This is a genomic window from Streptosporangium fragile (assembly GCF_039534445.1).
Taxonomy (GTDB): Bacteria; Actinomycetota; Actinomycetes; order Streptosporangiales; family Streptosporangiaceae; genus Streptosporangium; species Streptosporangium fragile.
The window spans coordinates 1-17056 of record NZ_BAAAVI010000113.1 but is presented as its reverse complement, the minus strand read 5'-3'; the positions used below and the strand labels follow the sequence as shown (position 1 = coordinate 17056).

15 protein-coding genes and 1 pseudogene are annotated in these 17056 nt (G+C 72.8%); 6 read left to right on the top strand and 10 right to left on the bottom strand.

Features of this window, described 5'->3' with window-relative positions; genetic code table 11:
• From ABD841_RS38550 to ABD841_RS38520, 7 genes are all read right to left on the bottom strand, one after another.
• Positions 1-1079, bottom strand: a 1079-nt coding sequence (locus ABD841_RS38550; protein WP_344982006.1) for a cytochrome P450, incomplete at its 3' end; no start/stop codon positions are given.
• Between the two features lie 5 nt (positions 1080-1084).
• A complete protein-coding gene (locus tag ABD841_RS38545) occupies positions 1085-1849 on the bottom strand; it encodes an SDR family NAD(P)-dependent oxidoreductase (RefSeq protein WP_344982005.1) in 765 nt (254 codons plus the stop codon).
• Positions 1849-3264 (bottom strand): JmjC domain-containing protein, encoded by a 1416-nt coding sequence (locus tag ABD841_RS38540; RefSeq protein ID WP_344982004.1) that lies wholly within the window; start codon positions 3262-3264, stop codon positions 1849-1851. Before ABD841_RS38540 ends, ABD841_RS38545 begins: the two co-directional genes overlap by 1 nt.
• Positions 3261-4055, bottom strand: coding sequence for a SagB family peptide dehydrogenase (locus ABD841_RS38535; protein ID WP_344982003.1), 795 nt, complete (start codon positions 4053-4055; stop codon positions 3261-3263). Before ABD841_RS38535 ends, ABD841_RS38540 begins: the two co-directional genes overlap by 4 nt.
• Before the next feature lie 107 nt (positions 4056-4162).
• Complete coding sequence (locus ABD841_RS38530; RefSeq protein WP_344982002.1) at positions 4163-5431, bottom strand: YcaO-like family protein; 1269 nt, start codon at positions 5429-5431, stop codon at positions 4163-4165.
• A 62-nt stretch (positions 5432-5493) separates the two neighbouring features.
• A complete protein-coding gene (locus tag ABD841_RS38525; protein ID WP_344982001.1) occupies positions 5494-6405 on the bottom strand; it encodes a TOMM precursor leader peptide-binding protein in 912 nt (303 codons plus the stop codon).
• A gap of 22 nt (positions 6406-6427) precedes the next feature.
• Complete coding sequence (locus tag ABD841_RS38520; RefSeq protein WP_344982000.1) at positions 6428-6841, bottom strand: hypothetical protein; 414 nt, start codon at positions 6839-6841, stop codon at positions 6428-6430.
• A gap of 119 nt (positions 6842-6960) precedes the next feature.
• On the opposite strand from ABD841_RS38520, the pseudogene ABD841_RS41035 reads away from it, so the two are divergent.
• The 3 genes and pseudogenes from ABD841_RS41035 to ABD841_RS38505 form a co-directional block, all read left to right on the top strand.
• Positions 6961-7146 (top strand): annotated as a pseudogene (locus ABD841_RS41035) (Rieske 2Fe-2S domain-containing protein); the annotation flags it as partial.
• A gap of 201 nt (positions 7147-7347) precedes the next feature.
• Positions 7348-7896 (top strand): hypothetical protein, encoded by a 549-nt coding sequence (locus tag ABD841_RS38510; protein ID WP_344981998.1) that lies wholly within the window; start codon positions 7348-7350, stop codon positions 7894-7896.
• On the top strand, positions 7893-8834 hold the full coding sequence (locus tag ABD841_RS38505) for an alpha/beta fold hydrolase (RefSeq protein ID WP_344981997.1): 942 nt from the start codon (positions 7893-7895) through the stop codon (positions 8832-8834). Before ABD841_RS38510 ends, ABD841_RS38505 begins: the two co-directional genes overlap by 4 nt.
• Here ABD841_RS38505 and ABD841_RS38500 read toward each other — a convergent pair.
• Positions 8824-10368 (bottom strand): acyl-CoA reductase, encoded by a 1545-nt coding sequence (locus ABD841_RS38500; protein WP_344981996.1) that lies wholly within the window; start codon positions 10366-10368, stop codon positions 8824-8826. The two genes, ABD841_RS38505 and ABD841_RS38500, sit on opposite strands and share 11 nt — an antisense overlap.
• On the bottom strand, positions 10368-11717 hold the full coding sequence (locus ABD841_RS38495; RefSeq protein WP_344981995.1) for a LuxE/PaaK family acyltransferase: 1350 nt from the start codon (positions 11715-11717) through the stop codon (positions 10368-10370). The genes ABD841_RS38500 and ABD841_RS38495 overlap by 1 nt, the downstream gene beginning before the upstream one ends.
• Before the next feature lie 1058 nt (positions 11718-12775).
• Here ABD841_RS38495 and ABD841_RS38490 point away from each other — a divergent pair.
• From ABD841_RS38490 to ABD841_RS38480, 3 genes are all read left to right on the top strand, one after another.
• Positions 12776-13864 (top strand): pectate lyase family protein, encoded by a 1089-nt coding sequence (locus ABD841_RS38490; RefSeq protein WP_344981994.1) that lies wholly within the window; start codon positions 12776-12778, stop codon positions 13862-13864.
• Positions 13865-13869: 5 nt separating this feature from the next.
• Complete coding sequence (locus ABD841_RS38485; RefSeq protein ID WP_344981993.1) at positions 13870-14895, top strand: pectate lyase family protein; 1026 nt, start codon at positions 13870-13872, stop codon at positions 14893-14895.
• A gap of 197 nt (positions 14896-15092) precedes the next feature.
• Positions 15093-16103, top strand: a complete 1011-nt coding sequence (locus ABD841_RS38480; protein WP_344981992.1) for a pectate lyase family protein — start codon at positions 15093-15095, stop codon at positions 16101-16103.
• A 52-nt stretch (positions 16104-16155) separates the two neighbouring features.
• On the opposite strand, the gene ABD841_RS38475 is transcribed toward ABD841_RS38480, so the two are convergent.
• Complete coding sequence (locus ABD841_RS38475; protein ID WP_344981991.1) at positions 16156-16800, bottom strand: LysE family translocator; 645 nt, start codon at positions 16798-16800, stop codon at positions 16156-16158.
• Positions 16801-17056: the final 256 nt, after the last annotated feature.

Here is a 17056-nt window from a genome sequence, read left to right as displayed (position 1 = left end):
CGCACCGCGGCGACCAGCAGCCGCCCGACCATCCTGACCAGGGGCGCGCCCAGGCAGGCGTGCGGGCCCGCGCCGAAGGACAGGTGCGGGTTGACGCGGCGGCCCAGGTCGAGCCGGTCGGGCCCGGCGAACCTGGCGGGGTCGTGGTTGGCCGCGCCGAGGAACGGCACGACGCCGTCGCCGCGGCGGATCGGCCGGCCGCCGACGACGATATCCTCCTCGGCCGTGCGGGCGGTGAACTGGATCGGCGGGTCGATCCTCAGCAACTCCTCGGTGGCGGTCCTGGCCGGCGACGCGCCGGCGTCCCCCAGGCCGCGCCAGCGCCAGGGGTCGGCCAGCATCGCGGCGACGGCGTTGGTGATCATGTCGCCGAGCGGCTCGACGCCGCCGACGACGAGCAGGCCCGCCGTGGCCATCGCCTCCGCCGGGGCGAGCAGCCCTTCCGCGTACGCCCCGGCGAGGACGGTGAACGCGTCCGGGCGGGGGTCGGCGATCCTGGCGAACAGGTGGTCGGCGAACCGGTCGTGCATCGCCGCCATCGCGGCCTCCCCATGCCCCGCCGGGTCGGCGAACGGGTCGAGGTTGCCCGCGACCGCGCCGGCCCAGCCGCCGAAGTCCACGAGGTCGGCCTCCGGCAGCCCCAGGAAGCCGGCGACCACCCGCAGGGCCAGGGGACGGGCGAACTCGGCGGCGAGGTCGATCTCACGCCCCGCCCGGCCCGCCTCGCGCACCCGGCCCGCCCACGCGTCGACCAGCGGGACGAGCCAGCGCCCGTGCTCGCGCAGCGCCCGCGGCCGGAACGCCGGCGCCGCGGCCCGCCGGAGCCTGGTGTGCTCGGGCGGGTCCGTGTTCAGCATCGAGGTGGGCAGCGCCGTGTCGCGCCGCCGCAGCCGCTGCCCGTGCCGCGCCGAGAAGCGCGGGTCGCAGAGCACCGCCAGGCAGTCGCGGTGCCGGGTGAGGAACCACACGCGGGCACCCGGTACGAAGTGCACCGGATCGTGCTCCCGCAGGGCCCGGTAAGCGGGGTAGGGATCGGCGTGGACCCGCGGGTCGCGAGGGTCGTACGAGAGGCGTCCCATGAGTGTCAGTGCATGGTCAGCCCGCCGTCGACCGTGAGCACCTGGCCGCTCATGAACTCCGAGTCGGAGGAGCAGAGGAACAGCATGGCGCCGACCAGGTCGCGGGGGTGCTGGTGCCGTTTGACCGACTGGTACTGCAGGATCTCCTCGACGGCCTCCTGCCCGGCCGGGCTGAGCCGCCGGTCGGGCAGGTCGGGGACCACCGCCCCGGGCGCCAGCGCGTTCACCCGGACACCGTGCTCGCCGTACTCGCGGGCGAGCGCCTTGGTCAGCCCGATCACCCCCGACTTGGCCGCGATGTAGTGGGCCATGTTGGCCAGCCCGGACCACACCAGGTTCGTCGCCACGTTGACGATCGCGCCGTGGCCCTGCTTCACCATCATCGGCAGCACCGCCCGGCAGCACAGGAAGACGCTGTCGAGGTTGAGGGCGATCACCTGCCGCCAGGCGTCGGGGTCGATGTCCTCGAACGCCACGTGCGGGTAGCTGCCGGCGTTGTTGACGAGCACGTCGATCGCCCCGAACCGGGACATCACGACGGCAGCCATGTCGGCGGTCTCCTCCGGGGAGGTGACGTCGACACCGAGGGCGTGCGCGCGCTCCGCACCCGCCCGCTCGTTGAGCCAGCCGGCGAAGTCGACCGCGCCCTGCTCGTCGATGTCGCACACGACGACCCGCGCGCCCTCCAGGGCGAGCGCGGTGGAGTACCACCGGCCGATGCCGTTGGCCCCGCCGGTGACGATCACGACGCTCTCGTCCAGTCTGCCCATCAATCCCTCTCCTGGTCGTCCGGCTGGTAGAACATCAGCCGGTTGCCGTCGATGTCGTACGCCTCAAGGAAGCGCGCGACACCCGCGACGGCGCGCATCCGGGTCGGCGGGGTAGCCGCGTCGCGGTCGAGCAGGTCGCGGGTGCGTTCCAGGTCGTCCACCCGGAAGTCGAGCACCGCCCCGCCGGTCACCCCGGCGGTGGGGATCTCCGACAGGCCGATGCTCACCCCGGGCACCGGGGAGGCCAGCTCCACCCAGCCGAACTCCGGGATCGCCGCCAGGACCCGGCAGCCGAGCACCCGCTCGTACCACTCCGCGGCGGCCCGGACGTCCGTCACGGTCAGCACGCACTGCAGCAGGCGGTCGTCACCGGAGGCGTCGGCGGAGGCGGTCTGCGCGGCCATCCGGGCCGCGGCGGTCACCTGGGAGCCGGACATCGCCGTGGCGAGCAGGTCGTCGTCCAGCGGGAGCGCCCGCAACTCGGCGATCAGCTCCTCGCGCCGGTCCAGCAGGAAACGCGCGGCCTCACCGGGCGCCCCGCCGGAGGCGGGCAGGCCCGAGCGCCACACCTCCCGCTCCTGCAGCCGGGACCTGACGGCGTCGGTGAGGAGCTTCAGCACGTCCGCGGGGGCGAAGGCGATGTTGACGGCCAGGGAGTGCCCCACGGCCTTGGCGTTGTGCCAGGTCCCCGCGGGCAGGCACAGGACGTCACCCGGGCCGAGCAGGATCTCCGCGAACTCCTCCTCGGCGATCTCCGGGCGCTCCCACGGCCGCACCGAGCTGGGAGCGCGGCCGATGTAGCGGACGTTCCCCTCGGCGTCGGCGAAGGCGTTGCCGAGCGGGAACGGCACACCCGGCGCCCGCGAGACGCGCCACCGCTTGTGCCCGTCGAGCTGGAGCGTCGTCACCACGTGGGCGTCGAAGTGGGTGTTGAACCCGTAGCCGTGCGGGGACAGGTAGCACTTGACGCCCGCGTCGCCGTGGTGGCCGAGCTCGCTCCTGAGCCGGGCGGCCAGGCTCGCGACGCGGGGCGCGGCCCGCTCGATCGGTTCCACGCAGATCGAGGCACCGCGCCGCAGGTGGTCGGCCACGTCGGCGGCCTCCACCGCGACGTGCGCCCCGGCGGCTCCGCCGTCGCCCTCCCGGTCGCCGCTGGCGCGGATGAGGAGCCCCAGTTCGTGCTGGCGGGCGACCGCCGCGCGCAGGTCCGCCAGGGTGAACAGGTCGCGGAAGCGGTCCGGCGGCCCCTGGACGTGCAGCGGCCTGCGCTGCCAGTACGCGGTGCGGAAGGTGTCGGGGTCGAGCGGGTGCACGAGCGAGGCCAGCGCGGAGGCGCCCTCGGGCGCGGGGCCGGGGGCGGTGACGGTCAGCGGCCACGCGCCGTCCGCCCCGCCCGGTGCCGGGGCAGCGGTCACTCCGGCTCCCGGCGGCCCAGCAGGAGGGTGTAGACGACCGACTCGTGCAGCCCGTCCAGGCCCATCAGCGCGTCGAGCTCCCGGTCGAAGTACCCCCCGACCGGCACCGCCGCCAGGCCGCGCCCGAACGCGGCGAGCACCGCGTTCTGCACGGCGTGCCCGGCCTCGATGAGCACGAAGCGGTAGCCGCGCTCGCCGTACTTGTAGGCGGAGCGCTGGAAGACCGCCGTCACCAGCACCACGGCCGGCGCCGCGGCGACCAGGTCACCCTGGACGAAGCAGCCGCCGGCCTCGAACGCGCCCAGGTCGTGGAGTTCGTGCGTGGTGGGGTCGTAGTGGTGGAGCCCGCGCTCCAGCCCCGTGACGTCGCGCGCCCAGACGTACAGCTCCAGGGGGTAGAGGGCGCCGCCGGACGGGACCGTGCGGAAGGGGCGCGGGTAGGCGCCGTCGGCGTTGGACCTCGTCACGCCGTACGCGCAGCGCAGGACCTTCGCCACGTCCGCGAGCCCGACCGGCCCGGGGCCGAACCCGCGGGCCGACGCGCGCTCGGTCAGCGCCTCGTCGAGGCCGGTCTCCGACCCCGGGAGGTCGTAGGGCAGGGCGATCCGGGGGCGGTCGCGGTGCGGTTTCGTCTCGCGCAGCCGGTTCATCATCGCGAGGACCGTGCTGTCGGAGGGGTGCCGGTCGAAGTACAGGTGCGGGGTGGCCCGGCTCGTCTTGGAGTTCTCGTGGAAGCTCTCCCAGACGGCCTCCTCGCTCTCCTCCAGCAGGAACGCGTCGACCGGATGCATGGCGGCCTTTCCTTCGCAGGTGTGTCTCCCGGGGCCCGCGGGTGCCCGGCGGGGGATCGGCGTCCTCACCGGGGAGATCCGGGGCCCCGCCAGGGCACGGGGTCTCGTCAGGGGAACGGGTGGGGATGGGGGTTGTCGGCGCCGGGTGACCAGCCGGGGACCGCGGCCAGGCGCCGGCCGCCCGTCGCCCGGTTGGCGTGGCCCATGTGCAGCGGGTGCAGGCCCGGGACGATCACCCGCACCACCGACAGGCCGAGCCCGGCGACATCGGGTGTGGTGAGGTCGCAGGCGATGACGTCCTCGCCGGTCGCGGCCACCGCCGCGACGAGCTCGGCGAGGGAGCGGCCGCGGCCACCGGAGAGGTCGAGGTCGGTCTCCTCGGCGGAGGCCCAGGCGAAGCGGGCGTACTCCTTGGACTCCTGGGGGCAGTAGTAGCGCAGGTGGGCCCGCTGCCCGTCGACGGCGGGGTGGCCCGCCGCCACCTCGACGGGGACCGGCGGCAGGTAGTCCATCACCTGGACGGAGAACTTGCGGGTGTGCGCCAGCTCCTCCAGGCTCTTGCGGCAGGCCACCTCGGCGTCCGGGTGGGAGGCCGCCGCGAAGGCGAGCGCGGGGGACGTCGGGGTGAAGCCCTCCGCGATCGTCATGACGGACGGGCATCCGATGTCCGTGCCGATGTCGACCAGGTGCACCGCCAGCCCGACGGCCTCGAAGCGCCGCACGAGGTCGGTGAGGGAGTCGGGCAGGCTGTCGGGCCGGATCCGCGGGAGGCTGCGCCGCCCCTGCCACATGAGCGTGAACGCGTCGCGCTCGATGACCTCGCACAGGGCCGACAGGATCGCCTCCTCGGGCGAGGAGCCGCAGGCCAGCCCGGTCGAGATCGGCTGGGCGATCGGCGTCTCGGCCCGGTAGTGGTAGGGGACGTAGACGAAGGCCGCGGGGACGAGGACCTCGTCCCCGGTGACCAGGGACCGCCCGCGCGTCCAGGACACCCGGCTGGCGGACGTGAACGGCCGCCAGGGGAAGCCGGGGACGTCGTACTGCTCCGGCCGGTACAGGGCGTAGGAGCCGGGAGGGGTGGCCGGTCGGTCGAGCTCGTCGTAGGACGCGGTCAGGAGATCGTCGTAGGAGAAGCAGGCCGAGCAGTAGCGCTCGATGGCCTCACCGATCGCCTTGGCCAGTGCCCTGCGCCGGTCCGTGGCGGCCCCGCCGTTGTTGCCGAAGTTCTTCAGGAAGCCCATCGCCTCCGTGGAACACGCCTCGGACAGGTAGTGGACGAAGCGCGGCTCGTCGTCGTCGATCCGGAGCTCGGTGATCTGGCGGACGATGCCCGTGCGGGGGTCCACCAGATCCGTCCACGCGTCCAGCAGGTCCATCGGCCTCTCCTTTCCGCCTTCCCCGGCCGGGGCGGCCGCCGCCGGCCTTTCTCCGTACGGGGTCACTCGACGAGCTGCGAGCCGTGGCTGATCACGGGGGCGCCCTGGCGGGCGGTCCCGCTGCAGTCGGGGCAGCGCGGCACGCGCAGCACCCGGCGGACGGCCGAGTGGAACGGCACCAGGCTGACCTCGATGACGCGGCCGCAGGCGGTCACGGGCAGGCCCGCCAGGTGCTTGACGGCCTCCGTGGCCGCGATCTCCCCGGCCACCGTGGGGAGCGAGGGCAGGAAGCCGGCGCCGGGTGACCGCTGCGCCCGCAGCAGCGCGTGGGCCTCGCGCCAGACGTCTCCGGAGTCGGTCCGCATGAGATAGCAGCGCAGGCAGGCGGTGTCGAAGGGATGGGTGAGCGGCCCGACCCGGATGACGAGGTCGTCGATCCAGACGGGCAGCAGGGTGGCGCGCGCCTCCAGCGCGCGCCGCGCCACGTCGACGAGCGCGGGGTCGGCCGGGCCGTCGGCCGCGGCGCACCACAGATCCCAGCCGTCCTCGCCGGCCGCCGGTGTGGGCCGCGCCTCGACCCGGCCCACACCGCACGCCGTCAGCGCCCGGGTGAGCGCCTCGGCGATCCGGCCGGTGCCGGTCACCAGCACCGCCGACTTCGCCACCTGGCCCGGTCCGTCGGGGGAGAGGCGGGCCATGCTCGCCCAGAACCTCGCCACCGGGTCGTCTCCCACGTCGTGGCGGAGCAGGCCCCGGGACCGCAGAGTGGTGACCACCTCACGGGCCTCCTCCTGCTCCTCGGGCGGGAAGGCGTCGACGACGTCGTCCAGCGAACGCGATCCGTCGGCGAGTGCGACGACCCGCGTGAGCAGGGCGCCGATCCCCGGGGCGGCCAGCCGCACCTCCGCCAGCCCGCGCTTCACCACGGCTTCGTCGGGGCCCAGGCAGGCCACCTGGAGCTCCCGTGCGCTCAACGGCTCCTCGGTCGCCAAGGCGCTAGGACCCCGTGTGGGACATGTCGGCCGCCGCGCAGGAGCAGCAGGGGGTGCAGCAGCAGCACGAGACGTCGACGCTGCTCACCGCGGCGCCGCGGGTGACGAGGTCCTTGCCGACGGCCCGCTTGAACTCGAAGAACACGCCCTCCAGGTTCTGGAGGTCGTCGAGGCTCAGATCGGCGACGCGGCGGTTGCCGGTGGGGATGCCGCTGAACTCGGCGGCCAGGTCGTTGAGGTCGTTGACCGTCAGGTCGCGGACCTTGGGCATCGTCTCCAGCTGCTCGGGGGTCGCCAGACCGAGGTCGGCGACGGTCCGCAGCTGTTCTTCCTTTCTGAGATTCACCGCGCGCTGGAGGTCTTCTGATCTCGTTTCCGGAACCGCCGACAGATCTTTGAACGGATTGCTCTCGGTCATCGGAACCACCTCTTTCGATCGGGCGCTGTGCCTGTACCATAAACTTTCGGAGCCCGGCGGGCAACGGCGAATAATTATTCGGTAAACCGTTTCCCGTGGCGGTCCTGCCGCCGTTTCGGATGAATGGAAAGGGGTGGGAATTGCCGATCTTTTCAGGGTGGACGCAGCTGGCGTTCGACGCGGATCTCAAGGACGACGTAACCCCTCTCGACATCGCCGGCCATCGGCTGATCGCGGTACGGGCCGGGGGTGAGCTGGGGGTATATGATGCGACATGTCCGCACAGAGGTGCTCATCTCGGATATGGCGGAAAAATAAGCGAAAATGCGATTATCTGCCCTTTTCATGGCCATCGTGTGCAACTGGGAGGCGACAGGCCCGGCCGGTTCCGGGTCGGCCGCCACCGTTCGGCGGTCCGCGCCGGCGGGCTTTTCGTATTGCCCGATCCCTCGTGCGACACCGGCCTGGAAGATTTCCTGACACGCCTCCAGGAAAGCCACCGGATCGTGTCGGGGTTCACGTTCCACGTGAGGGTCCCGGCCGAATACGTCATCGAGAACGTCTTCGACGCCGACCATTTCGCCCCCGTCCACGGGCTCGACAGGCGCCCCCGCCTCCGCCTCCGCCCCGCCGAGGGCGGGGTGCTGTGCGTCGAGGGCGACCTCGACATGGCCCGCCCCAACCGCTGGCAGGCGGGTGAGCCGGCGGGAGACCCGGCCACCGCGCGGTTCCGCGCCCTGGTGTTCAGCCCGCACCTGGTGGCGACGGAGCTGGGCCGGCCGGACGAGCCCAACGTCGTCATCACCGCGGCCACCCCCGCGGACGGCGGGACCTCCGTGGTCAGGGTGACGGTCGCGGTCCCCGCGCGCAGGGCCTCCGGTCCCGCGACCGTCCGCGAGATCGCCTCCCTGGTCAGCGGGAGCCGTACGGCCTTCGAACAGGACGCGGTGATCTGGGAGCACCTCGACACCTCGGTCGTCCCGCGGTACACCGAGGGCGACGAGCTCGTCCGCGCCTACCGTGCGTACTGCCGCCGGTTCGGCGGTTCCGGGTGACCGGCGACCGGCCCGCCCCGGGCGGGGACGGGGAGCGGCGAGCGGGTGGAAGGACCCCGGGTGAGGACGGTCCCTCCCGGTCACCCGCTCCCCGGCGGGGCGACCCGCCCGGCCCGTCCGCGCACTGGGACGGGCTGGCCGTCGTCGAGGAGGGCGACGGGCCGGGCGTGCTGTGGCTGCACGGCTACACGATGAGCGCCGAGATCTGGCCGCCGCTCTGGAGACGCCTGCCGGGCTACCGGCACGTGGCGGTCGACCTCCCCTGGCACGGGAGGTCCAGGCCGCTGCGCGCCGGGGAGGACCGCGCGGCGCTCGCCGACCTGCTGGTCCGCCGCGCGCTGCATGACAGCGTCCGGCACGTGGTCGCGCTGTCCTTCGGCACGGTCGTCGCCCTGGAGATGGCACTGCGCCACCCGCACGCGTTCACCTCCTGGACCTTCGCCGCGCCGTCCTACGCGGGCGGTCCGCAGGATCCGGCCATCGAGCGCCATTACCTCGATCTCGCCCTCCTGCACCGGCGCACCGGTTCGCGGGGGCGTACGGCCGAGCTGTGGATGTCGTGCCGTCCCATCTTCGGCGGCGTCGCGGCGCGCCCCGCGGTGCGCTCCGCGCTCGCCGCGGTCATCGGCCGGCACGCCTGGGACGAGCTCGGCGGCACCGGCATGCGTCCGCTCCTGGAGCCCCGGCAGCCGGTGACCCGGCTGTGCGCGGTGACCGCCCCTCTCCTCGTGCTGGTGGGCGACGGTGAGATCCCGGCGCATCACGCCTGCGCCCGGACGATCGCGGCCGCGGCCCCCGGCGGAGTTCTGCACGTGCTGCCCGGCACCGGGCACCTCGCCCTGCTGGAGGAGCCGCGCGCCGCCCTGGAGATCGTCGATGCCCACCTCGCCCGCGCGGGGTTCCGCGGGTCGGCAGGCCCCGGACAGGTCAGCCGTTGACCCAGCGGACCAGCCGGGTGAGCACCCGCATGCCGTCGTGCGGGCGTCCCGCGTAGCCGTGCTCGGCCGCGCCCAGGGGGACGACGTTGTCGACCCCGCGGGTGGCGATGGCGTCCCGCAGGGCCAGCCGGGTCTCCTCCGGGGCCACCCCGACCGTCGAGACGGCTGGCCCCAGCCAGGGCAGCGCCCGGCGCAGGTCGTCGACCGCCCGGACCAGCACGAGCCGGGAACCGGGGTGATGCGCCAGATCGAAGGCGCCGTCGACCAGCACGACCGCCGACGACACCTCGGGCCAGTCGCCGTTGACGTACCAGCGCGCCGTACCGAGCAGGCCCCTGCGCAGCCGGGTGAGGTGCCCCTGCGCCTGCCGCGAGGGCCGGTGCGGCAGCGCCCGGTCCCATCCGGCCAGCACCCGGGCGAGTGCGCGGGCATAGCCGTCGGCCGTGGCGGCGTCGCCCTCCACCACGTGGAGCAGCGAGGACGTGCAGGCGGCCTGGTTGGCGATCAGCGAGTCGACCGCGGCGAGGCGTGCCGCGGCCTCCGGGTCCGACCGGGCGAGGGAGCCCCCGACGAGGCTGAGGGAGAACCGGGGACCCATGATCAGAGTGTCGGTGGTGCCGCCACGGGCCGTCACGCTGCGCACCGTCTCGGCCGAACCCCACACGACGCGCCGGTCGAAGGCTCCGTCGGCGAGCAGTTCCGTCTCCACCCGCCGGTCGCCGCCCCGCCAGTAGGCGAGCGTCGTATGCCTGGCCAGCGGGTGGGAGGGGCCGGCGGTCCGCAGCGCCGCGCCGAGCGCGGCGACGAGCGCGGCCGCCTCCGCGGCGGGTTTGATGACGGCGGCGCCCTTCGTCGCCCACGCCCAGAGCAGGGAGACCACCGGGACCACGGGGGCGTTGCCCGCGGTCAGGTGGAGCTGCCTGGTCGGTACGGCGCGCAGGGCCGGCGGCGTCCGGCACGCGGTGCCGGCGAAGCGCGCGGTCATCCCCGGCACGGCTGCCTCCCCGACCTGACGCCAGTCGTCCAGGGGCGCGGCGCCGAGATCGCGCTCGATCATCCGGCCGACGGCGCCACCGTCGAAGAGCGAGGGAAGCTGGGCGAGGAAGGCGCGGTGCGCCCGGTCACCGACCAGCGAGGTCGCGGCCAGCAACGCCCCCGCCTCGGCGGCCTCGGACGAGCGCGACCGCAGTGCCTCCCCGACCGCGTCCACGAAGGACAGCACCTCCGGCAGCGGCGTGCGCGCGAGTTCCAGCAGCGCGCCCGCCGGGTCCGGTTCGAGCAGGTGCGAGGCGTCCGGGGCGGGCAGCACGAGCACCTGCGTCTCACCGGTGAGGTCGAGGGCGTCGCGGTCCACCACCGGCCGCCCGATCACGTGGCAGCCGCCGGCCACTCCCTCGACGCGGTGCGGCCCCGGCTCGGCGACGGCCCGGCGGACGTCCGCCACCCGCGGCCAGGGCGGCATGACGATCTCCCCGCGCACCACGGCGGGGAGACGGACGATCTGCGTGCCCGCGATCGTACGGGCGTCGATCATCACGGGACCGGGTCCTCCGGGATGCTCCCCACGGTGGCGCACCCGCGCTGCCCCGCTCCGGCGGCGCGGACGATCGGCGCGGCCAGCGTCGGCCCCGGCAGGCCGCACCCGCACGGGTCGCGGCGGAGCCGTACGGCGTCGCCGGTCACGACGAACCCGGGGTAGGAGAACGCGAACGGGTCCAGCACGGCGAGCCTGCCCTCCACGTCGTCGCCGTCCACGGGGGCCAGCAGGTCGTCCACGACGACCGGCTCGACGCACGGCGGGACGTGGTAGCGGCCCTCGGCACAGGTCAGGAAGACCGTGTTGAGCTCCGAGGTGGAGTAGGCGTCGACGTACCGCTCGGGCGGCACCCCGAGCCGGTCGGCCACCCCCTCGGCGAGGTCCTCCCACCGCGTCGCCGTGCGGCCCTTCCACCCGCCGCCGGTGACGATTCCGCTGCCCGGCGGCAGGCGCAGGCGCGTCCCCGCCGCCGAGAGGTGGGCGACGAGGTCGGCGAGCCCCGGGGGCGTCCCGAACACGAGCACCGGCCGGTCGGCCCCCTTGAGGAACGCCGCGGCGGCCTCGTGGTCGGGGGCGCCGGGGACCTCCCGGCCCGCGTGTCCGCGATCGGCGGCCTCGTGACCGCGAGGGACGGCCTCGTGGCCGTCCCCGGCCCGCTCACCGGGGACGGCCGGGAGGCCCGGCCCCCCGGACAGGGAGCGCAGGTCGAACGGGGAGGTCCGCAGGTGGTGGACCCGCGCCGCCCCGGCGGCCAGGCCGGCCGCCCCCGACTGGATCCCGAGCCCCAGGCCGGGTGGGACGAGCTGCAGGAAGTCGTAGCCGCCCGCGAGCGGTGTCCAGGGGAGGCGCACGCCGGAGCCGGCGCGCAGGGCGGCGAGGGTCAGCCGGTCTCGCGGCACGAGGGACGGCCGCCCGCCGGTGCCGCTGGAGAACGTGACGTACACCCCGTGCCGCTTCAGCGCGTCGCGCCACTGGTTGACGTCACCGGCGGCGAGGTCGAGATCGTCGAGCCGCTCGGTGAAGATCGTTCCCAGCCAGCGGGACAGCTCGGGCAGGTCCTCCGTCAGCCAGGCCGGGTCGTAGCTCTTGAAGAGCTCGTCGGTGACGAGGAAACGGGCGCCGATGTCGGCCACGGTGACCGCCGGGGAGGGCGGCACCCCGCCGGTCAGGGCGGCGTAGGCGGGGATGGCGGTGGCGTAGCGGCGGTGGTTCTCGACGAGGGCCGCGTGCCGGAGCCGGGTCACCGCCTCCTCGTCGATCGGGGCCCCCGCGGACCAGAGCCGGGTGCAGACGAGCAGGGCCTGCGTGTCGGGAACGGCCGTCAGCCGTGGATTCTGACCGGGCACCGTTCGATGGTCGCTCGTATTTCCCGCGCTGACCACCCCGAATGGCGGAGAATCCGGTGCAGTTCTTCATCTCGGTCGGTGTAAATCCGTATTAATCCTTTTATCGGGTGCGGCCTTCTCGGCGGCGTGCCGACCGGTCGCGGGCGTCGGCGTGGCCGGTCTGCGGACGCTCCGGGCTGGGGTGCGGGCCGTCGTAACGGGCACGGGGTGAGATCCGGGGAGGCGAGGTCCGCGTGCCGCGCGGCGACGGGTCGACGGGAGGGGGCCGGTCCGCGGGCGGCACGGGCGGTGCGCTGATACGGCGAACGGACATCTCCAGTGGCACGCAATTATTTATTCTCTTAAATCACGAAAATGGTGCTGAAAAGCGTCAAGTGCGGTTTTGGAAGGGGTTGCGCCGCCGTGGCCCGTGATATCCGGCGCGGTGGCGGGTGGGCGGTGCGGCGGTTCGGTGTGGTGCGGCGGTTTGGTGTGGTGCGGTGGTTTGGTGTGGTGCGGTGGTGGTCCGGTGCGGTGCGGGGTGGGCGGCGTGGTGGTGGTCCGGTGCGGTGGCGGGTGACGGCGGGGAAACGGCCCCGGGCGGTGGAGGGCGGACGAGAGGCCCGGCCTCCTTTACGGCGAGGGCGCCTTCCCGGTCAGGATGCCGTTGACATCAAACAGGGGTAAACGTAAAGTTAATTTCATTGGGAAAGCGCTTTCCATTGCGCCTCTGCCTGGCCGAAGGGTGGCGATGCCATGGCCGATCGGTAACCCTGACATCCCTTTTCCGTGAGTGCGGTGGCCGCCGTGCCGTTCGGTGCCACTCCGTGCCTCACCTCTCATGCCGCGCTGTACGCCGCCGCGTCCCGGGCCCGCTCGGCGGACCGGCCGCGGCACCCTCGCGGATCGCATCCTTCCCGCGCGACCGACGCGCCGTTCCCCCTGACCGGACCGGGGCGAGTCGGGCGGTGAACCGTGCGCGCCGCACACCCCCCTCCCTCCCGGCCGCGGCCTGTCCCGACACGCGGCCGAGGCGCAGCGCGCCCGGAAACCTCGGCGCGCGGAAAGCAGAGCGACCTATGACGTCCAGACCTGTCCCGATCCCGCCACCCAAAGCCGCGCCGCGGCCCCTGCGCAGGGCCCTGCGTGCGCTGGCCGCTCTCGCCGCGGCCGCCGCCCTCGTCACCGCCCAGGCCGCCGCCGGCGCCGCCTCCGCGGGGACGGGAGCACTGCGCGCGGACCCGGTCGACGGCATGGTGGGCTTCGCCACCGTCAACGCCCTGGGGCAGAACGGCACCACCGGCGGCGCCGGCGGGCCGACCGTCACCGCGACCACGACCGCGCAGTTCCTCGACTACATTTCCCGGCCCGGACCGTACGTCATCCGGGTCGTGGGCAGCATCACCCTGCCCACCGGATCCTCCGACGGCATGCACAACGTCGCGTCGGACAAGACGATCATCGGTGTCGGCGATGACGCCGCGCTGGTCGGCGGCGGGCTGAACATCGGGCTCCCGGTCGACGACGACATCACCGCACCGCCGGCCAACGCCGTGCACAACATCATCATCCGGAACATCTCGTTCTCCGGCGCCACCGACGACATGATCAACGTGCAGATGTTCAGCCACCACATCTGGATCGACCACAACGACTTCTCCAACGGGGACGACGGCGCGGTCGACATCAAGCGCGGCTCCGACTTCGTCACCGTTTCCTGGAACAGGTTCCACGACCACGACAAGACCCTGCTGCTCTCGCACGACGAGGACGCGGGTCCCCAGGACATCGGGCGGTTGCACGTCACCTACCACCACAACTACTTCGACGCCTCCGACCAGCGCCATCCGCGTGTCCGGTTCGCGGACGTGGTGCACGTCTACAACAACTACTACCGCGACAACAGCTACGGCATCGCGTCCACCTACGACGCCGGCGTCCTGGTCGAGAACAACTACTTCTACAGCGTCAACAACCCCGGCCGGGTGAACTTCAGCGGGGATCTCGGCCGCCTGGTCGAGCGCGGCAACATCCTGGTCGACTGCAACCACGCCATCGAGACCCGCGGCACGGTGACCGAGCCGCGCACGTACTACTCCTACAGCCCGGACCCGGCCGCCGACGTGCCGGCCATCGTGTCCGCGGGCGCCGGCGTCGGAAGGATCTGAGGCGAATGAACGGCATCTCCCACATCCGGCGGCGGCCGGCCGCCGCCTTCGCGGCGGTCCTGCTCGCGGCGCTCACCGGCGCGGCCGGAGCGGCGCGCGCCGACGTCCCCACGGCGTCGGCGGCCCGCACCGCGGCGGCCTGCGACGGCGCGCCGATCGGCTTCGCCTCCGTCAACGCCCTGGGCCAGAACGGCACCACCGGCGGTCTCGGCGGGCCGACCGTCACCGTCACCACCGCGGCGGAACTGAAGGACTACGTCGGGCGTCCCGGCCCGTACATCATCAAGGTCTCCGGCCGGATCCAGCTCGGCGGCATGATCACCGTGGTCGCGAACAAGAGCATCCTGGGCGTGGGCACGACCGCCGAGATCACCGGCGGAGGGCTCCAACTCGGCTCGACGACCCGGCCGGGCAACAACGTGATCATCCGGAACATCAAGTTCACCAACGCGTCGGACGACTCGATCAGCGTCACGAACAAGGCGCACCACGTGTGGATCGATCACAACGACCTTTCCGACGGCTACGACGGCCTGCTCGACATCAAGCGGGAGTCGGACTTCGTCACGGTCTCGTGGAACCACTTCCACCATCACAGCAAGTCGGCGCTGGTCGGGCACTCGGACAACTACACCGCCGACATCGGGAAGCTGCGCGTCACCTACCACCACAACTACTTCGACGGCACCGACCAGCGTCACCCCCGGGTGCGCTTCGCCGATCCCGTCCACGTCTTCAACAACTACTACCGTGCCAACGCCCTCTACGGCATCGCGTCGACGGAGAACGCCGGTCTGCTCGTCGAGGGCAACTACTTCCAGGACGTCGCCCACCCGACCCACGTCGGCTACGCCGAGAGCGCCCCCGGCCGGCTGGTCGAGCGGAACAACCTCTACGTGAACTCCGGCGCCCCGGAGACGGCCGGCACGGTCGTCGAGCCGAGCACCTACTACGCCTACACCCTCGACGCGCCCGCGACCGTTCCCGCGAAGGTGACCGCCGGGGTCGGCGTCGGGAAGATCGGCTGCTAGCGCCGCGACGCCCGCCCGGCGGCTCCCACGTCCGCCGTGTCCGCCCGCTGTGTCGCGCGGCGGCGGGCGGCGGTGAGCGGCGGCGGGCGGCGTCCCGCACCGAAGGGCCCCGGGGATCTCCTCACCCCGGGGATCCCCGCCCCGGCACGCTCCGACCTCGGAAACCCCCCGAACCCCCGCTCCGAAAGGCCGATTCCATGACTCAGCACACTCCGAGCCCCGCGATCCGCAGGCGTGCGTTCCTCGCCGCCGCCGCGACGGCCGGCCTGGCCGCCCCCGTGCTCGGCTCCGGCACCACCGCGCGGGCGTCCGCCCTGGCCGCCGCGCCCATCGGATTCGCCTCCGTCAACGCCCTCGGTCAGAACGGCACCACCGGTGGCCTCGGCGGGCAGACCGTCACCGCGACCAACGCCACCGAGTTCCTGGAGTACATCGACAGCAAGGAGACGCTCGTCATCCGGGTGGCGGGCACCATCTCCATCACCAGCAAGCAGGGGGTGCGCCCGAACAAGACCATCATCGGTGTCGGCACGTCCGGCCACATCACCGGTGGCGGCCTGGACTTCTACCGGTCGTACAACGTGATCGTCCGCAACATCCGGTTCACCGACGCGGAGGACGACGCGATCAACGTCGGACGGGAGTCGCACCACATCTGGATCGACCACAACACCTTCTCGGGGGCGGTCGACGGCTCGATCGACGTGGTGCGGGGCGCCGACTACGTCACCGTGTCGTGGAACCACTTCGACCACTCCGACAAGAGCATGCTGATCAGCCACTCCGACGGCGCCGCGGGCACCGACGTCGGCCATCTGAAGGTGACCATCCACCACAACTTCTTCGACCACAGCAGGCAGCGCCACCCCCGCATCCGGTTCGCCGAGCCGGTGCACGTCTTCAACAACTACTTCCTGGGCAACGAGCTCTACGGCGTGGCCTCGACGGAGAACGCCGGCGTGGTGGTGGAGGGCAACTACTTCAAGGACGTCCCCCACCCGCTCTACTCCGCGAGCGGGTACGCCGACAGCGGCCCCGGCCGGGCGGTGCAGCGCAACAACATCTATGTGAACTCCGGCACCCCCGAGACAGCCGGTACGGTCGTCGAGCCGAACACCTACTACGCCTACACCGTCGGCAACCCCGCCGACGTCCCGTCGCTGGTGCAGGCCGGCGCGGGTATCGGCGCCCAGTGGGGAACGCTCTGACCCACCGGGCCGGGAGCTTCGGGCCGCCGGGCCCTGATCCGTCAGGGCCCGGTCAGGCCTTGGCCGTGGCGCTCTCGCCGCTGAAGGCCGCGAAAGTGCCCATCCCGAGGTAGACGAAGCCGCTGGTGAGGTCCAGGCGGCGGCGGGCGCGGGCCGAGCGGCGCAGGCGGCCCGCCATGGCCGAGGAGAGCAGGGCGTAGGCGCCGTCGCTGACCATGCCGAGCACCGTCCAGATGAGACCCAGCAGCACGATCTGCGGGGCGATCGGTCCGGCCGACGGGTCGGCGAACTGCGGCAGGAAGGCCAGGAAGAAGATCGCGGTCTTCGGGTTGAGCACGTTGACCACGAAGCCCTCCCAGAACAGCCGGGACCTGCTCGCGGCCGGCGGCTCGGCGACCCCGTTCCCGTCCGGGCGGGCCATCAGCTTGCGCACGCCCAGATAGAGCAGGTAGGCCGCGCCCAGATACTTGACGATCGTGAACGCCGTCGCCGAGGCCGCCAGCAGCGCGCTGATGCCCAGCGCCGCCGCGGCCACGTGGACCAGCGAGCCGAGGTGAATGCCCAGCACCGAGACCAGCCCGGCGGACCGGCCCTGGGCGACGCTGCGGGTCACGATGTAGAGCACCGCGGGCCCGGGCACGAGCAGCAGGGCGAGGGTTGCCGTGGTGAAGAGCGCGAGAGTCGTCAAATCCGGCATAATTCGGATCATAGTCTCGCGTCTTCCCAGATCGCCGCAGGTTTTCCCGCCGGTATCCCGGTCTCGGCCCTCCGCTCGGGTCGGTGCGACCAAGTGCGAAGCGGCTCTGCGTAGTCGCCGGTGACCTTCGGTTGGGTCCGCAGGTGTGTGGATCCGAAGCCTCCGACCCGCCTGAAGATCCGAAGTCCGTACGGGCCCTAGTACTACAGCCAGGTTTTGTGATCTATAGTTCTGGATCATGTCGGATGAGCTGACC